The following is an 11,513-nucleotide window of genomic DNA, read 5'->3' as shown; positions in this document are numbered from 1 at the left end:
TAACATGACACGCTTAATTCAGATGACCAAGGGGACCCGGCAGGGTCCCTTTCTTATGTAGCCTCTAGTGAATATTTTCACAAGTCGGCTTTCAACGAGTTCCCAGGAATGGAGTGACTGATCAGCATGGATTGGCGTAACCGCGCAGCGTGCCTCGACAAGGACCCGGAGCTGTTCTTCCCAGTAGGAAACACCGGGCCTGCTCTCCTGCAGATCGAGGAAGCCAAAAGTGTGTGCCGCCGTTGCCCGGTGGTGGACACCTGCCTCCAGTGGGCCCTCGAATCCGGACAGGACGCCGGCGTTTGGGGCGGCATGAGCGAGGATGAGCGTCGCGCCCTCAAGCGCCGTGCCGCACGCGCACGTCGCGCTTCCTGACCGGACAGCTCCTGGCTTAGAAAAGTTTAGATAAATACGAAGCGGCCGCGGACTTAACAGTCCGCGGCCGCTTCGTATTTAACGGTGCTGCTTTGTGCCTCCCGCTTACCGTTTCTGCAGGTTCAGGACAATCTGCACAGCGGTTCCGCCGCCCTCACGGGGCTTCCACTGGATGCTACCGCCGAGTTCACTGGTCACAAGAGTCCGGACAATCTGCAGTCCAAGGCCCTCCACATGGGGTGTCTCCGGCAACCCGACACCATCATCAGCCACGGTCACGGTCAGGAGCTCGTCCCCGTCGTCGCCCTCCGAACGGTCGGCCAGAAGCCAGACAGTTCCGGTCCGCCCCTCCAGACCGTGTTCGACGGCGTTCGTCACAAGTTCGTTGATCACCAGGGCAAGCGGGGTAGCGAAATCGCTGGGCAACTCCCCGAACAATCCGGACCGTGCCGTCTTGACCTGCTGGGACGGCGAGGCGACTTCGGCAGACAGCCGGAACTGGCGGCCGATGAGTTCATCGAAGTCGACGCTTTGCGTCAGCCCCTGGGACAGGGTCTCGTGGACAAGGGCAATGGTGGCGACTCGCCGCATGGCCTGCTCGAGACCCTGCTTGGCTTCATCGCTGACCATCCGGCGCGACTGCATCCTCAACAGGGCAGCAACAGTCTGCAGGTTGTTCTTCACCCGGTGATGGATCTCCCGAATCGTGGCGTCCTTGGTCACGAGTTCCATTTCGCGCCGCCGGAGCTCGGAGACGTCGCGGCACAGCACCAGGGCCCCGAACCTCTGCTGTTCGTCGCGCAGCGGGATCGCCCGAAGGGACAGGCTCACTCCGCGGGATTCGATTTCGCTGCGCCACGGCATCCGGCCGGTCACCACGAGCGGCAGCGTTTCGTCCACCATGCGGCGGTCCCGCAGCAGTCCCGCTGTTACTTCGGCGAGCGACCTGCCTTCGAGGGATTCACCGTCCCCGAGGCGCCGGAATGCGGACACACCATTGGGACTGGCGTACTGCACGATTCCGTCGGCATCGAGCCGGATGAGGCCGTCACCCACACGCGGAGCTCCGCGGCGGGATCCGGTGGGCGATGCAAAGTCGGGCCACAGGCCCAGTGTTCCCATCCGGAGCAGGTCGTAGGCGCATTGGCGGTAGGTCAGCTCGAGTCTGGAAGGCATCCGTGAACTGGACAGATCCATGTGGGTTGTCACAACGGCCAGCGTCCGGCCATTCCTGACCATGGGGACAGCTTCAACCCGGAGCGCCATGTCGCTGCTCCAGTTGGTTTCGCTGGACCGCTCAATGGTCCGGCTGGCCCAGGCCTTATCCACGAGCGGCTGCAGGTCCGACCTGATCCCCTCCCCCACGAAGTCGGCATGGAACACCGTATGCGTGGTGGAGGGGCGGACGTGGGCCAGCGCCACGTACCCGAACTCAGGATGCGGAAACCACAAAGCAAGGTCAGCGAAGGCAAGGTCGGCGACCATTTGCCAGTCGCCCACCAGGAGGTGCAGCCATTCGGCATCCCCCGGCCCAAAATCAGCGTGTTCCCTGATGGGGTCCGTAAAGATTGCCACTACACCTCCAGATTCGACGCTTGGGACGGGTCCCTAGCGTCGGACGATTGACCTCAAGAGCCTCAATGCTACCGACAGTGACGCCATATCGTCCGCTTCGAGCGAGTTCACCTCGTCAAACATGCTCCTGGCACGGCCGAGCTGCTCTGCGTTCAAGCCTTCCCAGCCCAGGACACGGTCCTCCGCGGGTGTTCCGGACGGCGTCGATTCAAGGACCGACATCGTGATGTCCGAAATGGTCGAGTAGAGGTCGTCTCGGAGGGCGGCGCGGGCCAGCGCCTGCCAGCGGTCCCGCCTCGGAAGCTTTGTAATCCGCTCCAGGAGGGAATCCGCATGGAAGCGGTCGAATATCGTGTAGTAGACGTGCGCGATGTCTTCCACCGGCTCCGCGTTGGCGTGGGCGATCTTGGCGATGTCCAGCAGCACGAAGCTTTCGAACAGTTCGGCCCAGCGGTGGGCGAGATCCTCCGGAAGTTCCCAGCTGCGGGCCTTTTCGAGCCATGAGGCAACGCGGTCGCGGTCCTCTCCGCGCAGGTAGTCAAGGAGACGGGCGCGCATCGGATCCATCAGCGGTTTGAATTCGCCCACGATCTCGGAGATCGGCCGGGAGCCGCTGCCTTGGCTGAGCACCCACCGGACAGCACGGTCCAGGAGCCGCCGGATGTCCAGGTGGACGGTGCTCCAGTGCTCCGTCGGGAAGGACGCAGGCAGTTCGTTGAGCTCGCCCACCATGACGTCAAGCTCATAGATTTCGCGAAGGGCGACGAAGGCCTTGGCAACCGCGGCTTCGTTGGCTGAGGTCTCTTCGATGGTGCGGAACGCAAACGTGATGCCGCCTAGGTTGATCATGTCGTTGGCCACGACGGTTGCGATGATCTCGCGCCGCAGCGGATGCGTGTCAAGCTCGGCGTCGAACTTCTCCCGGAGCTGCTTGGGGAAGTAGGACCGGAGGGTTTGTTTGAACCACGGGTCGTCGGCGAGATCGCTCTCGCGCAGTGCCGTCGCGAGTTCGATCTTCGCGTAGGCCGCCAGCACGGAGAGCTCCGGCGAGGTAAGCCCCTGGCCCTGTTCAAGGCGTTCCCGGAGCGTTGCGGTTGTTGGCAAGGCTTCCAGTTCCCGCTTGAGGTCTGCGGATTTCTCCAGCCAGTCCATGAGCCTCTCGTAACTGGGGCTCCACTCGGCAACACGGATGCGGTCGTTGAGCAGAAGGATGTTCTGGTCAATGTTGTCTTCCAGCACGAGGCGTCCGACTTCGTCCGTCATGGATGCCAGGAAGTCCGCCCGCTCGGCGGACTCGAGCTTGCCGGCCGCGACCATCCGGTCAACAAAGATCTTGATGTTGACTTCGTGGTCCGAGCAGTCGACGCCGGCCGAGTTGTCGATGGCGTCCGTGTTCAGGATGACTCCTTGAAGAGCGGCTTCGATACGTCCGCGCTGGGTCATGCCGAGGTTTCCGCCTTCACCGACCACCTTGACGCGAAGGTCGCGGCCGTCGACGCGGATTGCGTCGTTCGCCTTGTCCCCTACCTCCGCGTGCGTTTCGGTACTTGCCTTGACGTAGGTTCCGATGCCGCCGTTGTAGAGCAGGTCCGCAGGCGCCAGCAGAATCGCGCGCAGGAGCTCCGGCGGGCTCAACTCGGAGGTGCCGTCCGGCAGTCCCAAGGCAGCCCGAACCTGGTCGGAAACAGGAATGGACTTTGCCTGCCGCACGAAGACGCCGCCGCCTTCGCTGATGAGGGATTTGTCGTAGTCGTCCCAGGAGGAGCGGGGCAGTTTGAAGAGCCGTTCACGCTCTGCGTAGGACACGGCCTCGTCGGGGTTCGGATCCAGGAAGATGTGGCGGTGGTCAAACGCCGCGAGCAGCCGGATGTGCTTGGAAAGGAGCATGCCGTTGCCAAAGACGTCGCCGGACATGTCGCCGACGCCGACCACTGTGAACGGCTCCGATTGCGTATCGAGGTCCAGCTCGCTGAAGTGTCGCTTGACCGATTCCCAGGCGCCGCGGGCAGTGATACCCATCGCCTTGTGGTCGTAGCCCACCGAGCCGCCTGAAGCGAAGGCATCCCCCAGCCAGAAGCCGTATTCGTCCGACAGCCCGTTGGCAATGTCCGAGAACGTCGCCGTTCCCTTGTCTGCCGCAACGACCAGGTAGGAGTCATTGTCGTCATGACGAACGACGTCGGCCGGCGGAACCACAGCTTCCCCGTCGGGAGTTGTGATCAGGTTATCCGTGAGGTCCAGCAGGCCGCGGATGAAGGTCTTGTAGCTTTCCACGCCTTCCGCCATCCAGGCTGCCCGGTCGGCGGCAGGGTCGGGGAGCCGCTTGGCGAAGAATCCGCCCTTGGCGCCGGTGGGCACAATGACGGCGTTCTTCACTGTCTGTGCCTTAACAAGGCCCAGGATTTCGGTCCGGAAGTCCTCGCGGCGGTCCGACCAGCGCAGCCCGCCTCGGGCCACCTTGCCGAAGCGCAGGTGCACGCCCTCCACCCGGGGCGAGTAGACCCAGATTTCAAACATGGGACGCGGGAACGGAAGGCCGTTTATGGCTGCCGGATTCAGTTTGAAACTGAGGTATGGCTTCTGCTGGTAGAAGTTGGTCCGCAACGTGGCCTCAATGAGGTTCGCAAAGGTCCGGAGTACTCGGTCCGCGTCCAGAGTGGCAACCTGTTCGATGGCGGCTGCCAGCTCCGCACGGACTGCTGCCTGCTGCTCCGCCCGGACGTCGTCCCCGAGGGAGGGGTCAAAGCGGGCCGCGAACAGGGCACTGAGTGCACGTGTCACGTCGGGATTGCCCAGCAGGGTGTCGGCAATGAATCCAAACGAATTCGTGTTGCCCATCTGGCGCATGTATTTGGCATAGGCGCGCAGGACCACGATCTGGCTCCAGTGCATGCCCTCGCGCAGGACAAGCCGGTCAAAAGCGTCAGACTCCACTGCACCGGAAACGGCGGCGCCAAACGCTTCCGCCAGTAGCTGGCCCGTCGCGAGAGGGGCCACGCCCGCAGGATATTTCAGCCCCAGGTCGTAGAGGAAATAGTCCCGTTTGTCCGCGGTTTCGATTTCGAAGGGCCGTTCATCGAGGACTTCAAGACCGAGGTTGTGGAAGTACGGGAGGATTTGGCTGAGGCTCTTGGGCTCAAGCATGTACAGCTTGACGCGCGCGTCCTCTTCGAGCGTGGCTCCCGCCCCCTCCGGCAGGTAGACGTGCACTCCCGGCCGTTCCTGCTTGGCCCCCTCTGCCCGCTCGGCGGCTGCCCCGTATTTCTCGAAACGGGCAATATCTGCCAGGGCATCTTCGACCTCGTAGTCGACGCGGTAACTGGCCGGAAACGCCTCCGCCCACGCCGAAGCCAACGACTTGCTCTCTTCGTCGGCGGCATTCGCCCGCAGGACCTCCGTGATGCCCTCGCTCCACGACCGCGCTGCCCGGACAAGCCGCTTCTCCAGCTCTTCGACGTTGACGTCGCTGACGTCGGCATCCTTGGGCAGCCGGATCCGGAAGAACAGCCTGGCCAGCGCGGATTCCGTCATCCTGGCTTCGTAGTCGATAGACACGGCGTGGAAGGTCTCGCGCAGTTCCTGTTCGATGCGGAGGCGGACGTTTGTGGTGTAGCGGTCACGCGGAAGGTAGACCAGTGCGGACAGGAACCGGCCGTAGATATCAGGCCTCAGGAACAGCCGGGTGCGACGCCGTTCCTGCAGCCGCTGGATCCCGGTCGCCGTCGCAGCAAGGTCGGAAACCTCGATCTGGAACAGCTCATCCCGAGGGTATGTTTCGAGAATACCCAGCAGGTCCTTTCCGGAGTGGGAGTGCGGCGGGAATCCGGCTTTGCGCAGGACGGCTTCGACCTTCTCGCGGACGATCGGAATGTTGCGGACGGATCCGGCATAGGCGCTGGTGGCGAACAGGCCGATGAAGCGCTGCTCGCCGTTGACGTTTCCGGCGGCATCGAAGCTCTTGACGCCGATGTAGTCGAGGTAGGCCGGCCGGTGCACTGTGGAGCGGGAGTTGGCTTTGGTAATGACCAAGGCGCGCTTTTCACGTGCCTTCTTGCGGCCGGCAACGGTGAGGTGCTGGACGTGGTGTCCATCCGCACCGCTGCGCAGGAGGCCGAGGCCGCTTTCCTCCCGGAGTTCCAGGACGTCCTCCCCGGATTCATTCACCAGGTCGTATTCGCGGTAGCCAAGGAAGGTGAAGTTGCCCTCGTCGAGCCACCGAAGGAGGTCCTGGGCCTGGCGTAGCTCCTCGATCTGCGAAGGATTGGCCACGTTGTCCAGGTCCTTGGCGATCTGCAACGCCTTATTACGCATCTTCGGCCAGTCCTCGACAGCCGCCCGCACGTCCCCAAGCACACGTTCAATGCCTTCGATCAGCTGTCCATGCATTTCCTCGCTGGCAAGGTCGATCTCGACCGCGATCCAGGACTCCATGTGGGAGGCGTTGTCGCCCTGGGCAATCAAATGGGACAGGCTCGGCATTGCGGCGGTGTCGCCGCTGGAAATGCCAATGCTGGACGGGACCCGGTCCACTTTGGTCAGTTGCGCGGTTTCCCGGTTGCGTGTCACGACAAACAGCGGGTGGAGGACAAGGTGGATTGCAGAGTTCTGACGAACGAGCTCGGCGTTGACTGAATCCACCAGGAAGGGCATATCGTCCGTGACGATATACACGACGCTCCGGTCGGTTTCGTCCACGATTCTGATGTTGGCCGTTCCCGGAACGCGGACCGCGGCCACTTCGCGGTGGGTCTCAGCGCGGGCGGCCAGGAGGTCAGGCGAATAGGCCCGGGAGTCCTCCTCCGCAAGGTGCTCGTAATAGTCTCCGAAGTACCCCTCACGGGCTCCGAGTAAAACGGACTGATCCTCCACGCTGGACCCAGACGACATCGACAAACGCCTCCATCACAAGTTCATAGCTGCTTCTTTGCAGCCCTTATGGCGAGCCTAGCCCTTTAGTCGACGCTTCGCTGTGGAAGATAAGACAGAGGATCTGCGATTTCGCTGGGCGGGTGCACAAACCAAATCTGCGATTGCGAGTCGCAGTCCCGAGTGGGGTGCAGCCTCAAGCAGGAGGCACCCCGACAACAACGCCGAATCGCTTGCTGCGCTGTCTGAAGGCAGGAAGGCGGCGATGGGCGCTGCCGGTCCGTACCTTTCCCAGGCGTCCCTGAGCTGGCGTTCCGGGGACCGTCCTGCGGCCGAGGCACGCACCTTGTTCAGGATGACTCGTGGAGCGGCCTGCGGCACCGCAACCTCAAGCTCCGAAAGGCCCCGGACCAGTCGCGGCACCCCGATGGAGTCAGCCGACCCGATTGCATAAACGGTGTCTGCCAGTTCCAGGCTCCGGAGGGTGGCGGCGTTCCTGCGCGGAGCCATGGTGTCAAAACTGAGTTCCTCGTCTGCCTCGAGGCAGAATCCGGTATCCACGACGACGTAGTCCGCGATCTCCCGGGCTTTCTCAAACACGGCACCAAGGGCGGACGCGCGCAACTCCGTCCAGCGGTCCGCGCGCGTGATCCCCGTCAGGACCCGGAGCGTCCCTGATTTGAGGGCGACGGGTGTGGCAACTTTTTGCAGCGCCCCGGCATCCAGCTGACCCAGGTCGGCCAGCCTGCAGGCCTGCGCCAGCCCCGCGGCCTCATCCAGAAGTCCCAACAGCCCTGCGACGCTCGCCCCATAGCTGTCGGCGTCGATCAGGAAGACTGAATTGCCCGCTGCAGCCAACTCACCCGCCATGTTCGCCGCTACGAGTGTCCGTCCGGGAGACCCGGCCGGACCCCAGACGGCAATGAGTTGTCCGGCACCGGACGGCTCTGCCGGAACGTCGTCTTCCGCACCCAGCTGAGTCCGGAGGGCCGCCCCGGTGTCCGCGAAGCCGCCGTCCCCCGTCTGAAGTGGCTTGGGACGGGACCATTGGTCCACCGCGCCGGAAATCCTCCCGGCCAGCGCCGCCGAATCTACTCCTGCCGGCGCTGCCGTAACACCGATCGCCGTCAGCCTCGCGGTTTCCGATGCGCTGTCCGTCAGGGCAACGATCACGACGCCGACCGCGGCGAGCCGGTCCACCAGGGAAGCAGTCAGTTCGTCGCTACCTTCTGCGACGACGGCGGCCCGGGCAAGGCCACTCTGGCAGGCGGCCAGCAACTCCGCCAGTTCCGAGCATCTCCTGACGACAGTCACCGGTCCGTGCAGCCGTTCCAGGCCGCCGACCAGGTCTTCCCGCGACTGTCCGACCGTGACTACCGGGATGCTCACGGCGTGCCGCCGCCGGGGTTCCAGACGACGGAGATCTTGGCCTTGTTTGCCTGGGCGCCGAGCAGCTTGGGCATCTGTTCATCCGTGACGAGCACCAGCACCACTGTTGACCGGGAAGATCCAAGCGTGGTTGATCCCGGCGTGACTTCAGCGATTTCGGCGCCCGGAAGCAGCAGCTTCGGCTCACTGAATCCGTTGCGGGCATCAGGGAGGGCCACCCAGGCATCCACACGCGAACCGGCGGCGGCCTGTTCCGGCAGGGCTTCGTCGATGGTGATTGCTACCGGCTTGCGGTTGAGCGCATCGGGCCTTCCGAGGCTTCCCCGTGGCACTAGCTCATCCGGGCCAATGCGCTGCACAGCAACCATGCCCTCGGGGAGTCCCGCTTCAGCCGTGACGTAGTGCGATTCCACGTCACCGAGCCTGACCTTCACCCGGTTGACACTCTCAGCGGTCAGCTTCTCCCCAACGGCAATCGGCCCTTTCGCCGCGTACACCTCGGTGGTTTGGTCGGCAGCACCTATCAAGGACACAACACCTGCCACGGAAGCCAGAACCAGCAGGAAACCGAGCAGGAGCCGGGGATCCTTCCATGACGGCTTCTTGAGCCGGACCCCCGCGGCCGTTGTGCTTGCACTCATCCGTACTGCTCCCCCCATCGGTGCTGACCGGACCGGTTCATGCGCCGGACTCCCTCATTCTTACGGCAAAACAGCCGGATCGAAAGTCACAGGACCAAACAACGCCAAACTGTGGATAACCGCACCACTTGACCTCACCGGTGGCAAAATAGAACCATGCCCCGATTCCTAACCCTCGCAGACGTAGCCGAACAGCTGCAGATCAATTCCCCCGCAGCCTATGCACTGGTCCGGAGCGGCGAGCTCAAGGCCATCCAAGTGGGCGGCCGCGGGCAGTGGCGCGTGGAAGAAAAGATGCTGGAGCAGTACATCGAAGAGCGTTATGCGGAGGCTGAGCGCATGATTCAGGAAGCGAAGTCCAAATCCGTCTGAGGCCATACATGTCCGCGGTTGAGCTGCCGTCCATTCGGCCTGTCCTCCTGCAAGACCTGCCCTCCGTGAAGGGGCGTGCATTCAGAGTTCGCCGCGGCGCAAGGACCTCAGAGCACCCAATGAGGAAAATGGCACCGTGGCGACTTGGCTGACGTTGACGGCGCGGCGGGCCTCCCCGGGCCGTGTCACGGCCAGATCGAAATAGTCCCGCCCCACGCGGTCAATGACGCCGCTCAGTTCTGCCGCGCCATCCGCACCGCCGACTAGGCACACTGAGAGGTCGGCCCTGTCGCGCGCCAAACCGCGCAGTGCGCTGGCCAGGCCCAGCTTCCGCCTGACAGATGACGGCTCCACCATTGCGAGCCTCCCCAGTCCCTGATAACGGGAGACCGCTGCATACGGAATCAGCACCTGCTGATACGGATCGCTAAGTACCAGGGTCTCGGCGCCCACGTGGCTCAGAGTTCCGTCGAAAAATGAGCCGGACGCCAGGTGGACTCCGACCCTGAGGCCCCGGGATCCGCGCAACCTGTCTGCCAGTTCCACCCCTGCGACGTCAGCCCGCGACCGCTCAGCGATTTCCGCCTCGAGCTCCAGCCGCTCAACCGACGCCAGCTGCGCCTCCATGTCATCAAAAAGGGCATCCCAACGCATGCCGCAAATCTAGGCCCGCTCCGGGCAGGGGTCAATCCGCAGACTTATCAGCGGACCTAAAAACAAATCACTGGACAAAAGTCGGAAAATGGGTTCAAACTAGGCTCAACTACATCAAACGATATCAAACAGCATCAAATGGGAATGGGGAACCTGATGGAACGTTCGCAGCGCAGGCCGCTCGGTCCGGACGCCGCACTGGCGGCGGCGATACTTCTCCTGGGTTCTGTCCTGGCGGCGACGGGCGCCACTCTTGTGGAGCGCTGGCAACGGTCCTCGGCGAGGGGCCAGTCACTGGCCTTCGAAGACCTGCTGGGAATTTCCGTCAACACGGTGGGACTCATCACCGTGGCCTGGTGGATCCTTTCGATGCTGATCGCCCTTGCCTCTGCCGTCCTCGAGCGCACCGGAAACGGCCGGGCAGCGGAAGCCACCGGCAAGTTCAGCCCCGCGTTCATGCGCCGCCTCGCCCTCGCCGCAGTCGGTGTGCAGCTGCTGGGCGCGCCGATTGCCCATGGCGCTGCGGATCCCGGGGATCCTGGCTGGGGCCCTAACCCCACGACGGCAACTTCGGCGATGTGGACACCAACGGAACATGCGGCCGGTGGAGACGGCGCGAGTCCGTCAGAGCCAGCTGCATCCGTCCCTGCAGCGATTGGAGGGGCGGGGACGGAGGCAGCTTCGGATTCCGCATTGCCGGCAACCTCGGCGGCCGGTGACGGCGTGGATCCACGGTGGCGGCCAAGCGCCCCTGTCGTAGATCCAGGCCCGCTAGCGGCTCAACCCGTGAGGTCCGCCCGGCAGCAATCAGTTACGGAAGCCGGCCACGTCACGGTAGTGGCCGGGGACTCGCTGTGGAGCATCGCAGCCAGGGGGCTGGGCGGCTCCCACGCTTCTGACGTCGACGTCGCTATGGAATGGCCACGTTGGTATCAGGCCAACAGGGCCGTCGTGGGAGACAACCCCGATGTCCTTCTGCCGGGCCAGGTTCTCAGGCCTCCGTCCGGCTCATAATCCGCCGGTTTCGCACACTCTTCAGATATCCGACATCAATCAGAGGAAACGTCATGAGCGCATTGCATTTGGTCCCCGCCACTCCTTCGACGGAACGATCTGCCCCGGGTGGCCCGCCGGTCCGGCGGCTGGCGGCGGTCCCTGAACCGGTCAGCACGCCGGACGCAGCTCCGCTTCCTGTTGGCGCTCCTCCGGCGTCGGGGGCGGCCAGCCCTGGTCGGCCGGCCGGCAACGTGCGGACCCTCAAGGCAGCGGGTGAAAGCAGGGAAGTTTGCGCGATCACCCGCGGCACAGTGCAGGCCGCCATTGAAGTATTGGCGGGAACGCGTCCGATCCACCAGCTCTCGCGGCGCCTGGACCAACGCTGCCTGGCCTCACTGCAGCACCGGGCTGCACTCACCCGCCGGCTCGCGTCCGGGTCCTCACCTACGGCAGGCCGCCTGCACCGTAATCCCGCTGTCCGGTCGGTCCGCGCCTGCGAAGTCGCAGAGGGAGTCTACGAGGCAAGCGCCGTGGTGGTGGATGAATTAAGGGTCCGCGCGGTGGCGGTGAGACTTGAGCGCAGCAACCAGGTGTGGCGCGTCACGGCGCTGGAAATCGGCTAACCCATCCTTGAGCCGACGTGAG

Annotated in this window: 9 protein-coding genes; 4 read left to right on the top strand and 5 right to left on the bottom strand. The window is 63.8% G+C overall.

The features are described 5' to 3' along the window. Positions 1-126 precede the first annotated feature (126 nt). Entirely contained in the window at positions 127-375 is a 249-nt protein-coding gene (locus tag J2S97_RS02045) for a WhiB family transcriptional regulator (RefSeq protein ID WP_003804966.1), read from the top strand. A 105-nt stretch (positions 376-480) separates the two neighbouring features. Here J2S97_RS02045 and J2S97_RS02040 read toward each other — a convergent pair whose 3' ends face one another. The 4 genes from J2S97_RS02040 to J2S97_RS02025 are packed head-to-tail and all read right to left on the bottom strand — an operon-like array spanning position 481 to position 8,846. Beyond that, the gene (locus tag J2S97_RS02040; protein WP_307046076.1) at positions 481-1,950 is read right to left on the bottom strand and encodes a sensor histidine kinase; all 1,470 of its coding nucleotides are present in this window, start codon (positions 1,948-1,950) and stop codon (positions 481-483) included. 33 nt (positions 1,951-1,983) lie between these two features. Next, positions 1,984-6,837, bottom strand: coding sequence for an NAD-glutamate dehydrogenase (locus tag J2S97_RS02035; protein WP_307046074.1), 4,854 nt, complete (start codon positions 6,835-6,837; stop codon positions 1,984-1,986). A 57-nt stretch (positions 6,838-6,894) separates the two neighbouring features. Then, positions 6,895-8,205 (bottom strand): AAA family ATPase, encoded by a 1,311-nt coding sequence (locus J2S97_RS02030; protein ID WP_307046072.1) that lies wholly within the window; start codon positions 8,203-8,205, stop codon positions 6,895-6,897. Continuing rightward, positions 8,202-8,846, bottom strand: coding sequence for an SAF domain-containing protein (locus J2S97_RS02025; RefSeq protein WP_307046070.1), 645 nt, complete (start codon positions 8,844-8,846; stop codon positions 8,202-8,204). Before J2S97_RS02025 ends, J2S97_RS02030 begins: the two co-directional genes overlap by 4 nt. Before the next feature lie 156 nt (positions 8,847-9,002). Between J2S97_RS02025 and J2S97_RS02020 the strand changes: the two genes are divergently transcribed. After that, entirely contained in the window at positions 9,003-9,218 is a 216-nt protein-coding gene (locus tag J2S97_RS02020; protein WP_028270184.1) for a helix-turn-helix domain-containing protein, read from the top strand. 81 nt (positions 9,219-9,299) lie between these two features. Here the strand turns inward: J2S97_RS02020 and J2S97_RS02015 are convergent, their stop codons facing one another. Further along, complete coding sequence (locus J2S97_RS02015; RefSeq protein WP_307046068.1) at positions 9,300-9,872, bottom strand: hypothetical protein; 573 nt, start codon at positions 9,870-9,872, stop codon at positions 9,300-9,302. A gap of 156 nt (positions 9,873-10,028) precedes the next feature. On the opposite strand from J2S97_RS02015, the gene J2S97_RS02010 reads away from it, so the two are divergent. Both J2S97_RS02010 and J2S97_RS02005 read left to right on the top strand, forming a co-directional pair. Further along, positions 10,029-10,886 carry a LysM peptidoglycan-binding domain-containing protein gene (locus J2S97_RS02010; protein ID WP_307046066.1) on the top strand — a complete coding sequence of 286 codons (858 nt, stop codon included), beginning with the start codon at positions 10,029-10,031 and terminating at the stop codon, positions 10,884-10,886. Between the two features lie 53 nt (positions 10,887-10,939). After that, positions 10,940-11,491: an Rv3235 family protein gene (locus J2S97_RS02005; protein ID WP_307046064.1), complete on the top strand. Its 552-nt coding sequence runs from the start codon at positions 10,940-10,942 to the stop codon at positions 11,489-11,491. The last annotated feature ends 22 nt before the right edge of the window (positions 11,492-11,513 follow it).

This window comes from Arthrobacter oryzae (genome assembly GCF_030812315.1).
Taxonomy (GTDB): domain Bacteria; phylum Actinomycetota; class Actinomycetes; order Actinomycetales; family Micrococcaceae; genus Arthrobacter; species Arthrobacter oryzae_B.
The sequence above is the reverse complement of the archived record's forward strand: the minus strand, read 5'-3'. Positions and strand labels throughout refer to the sequence as shown.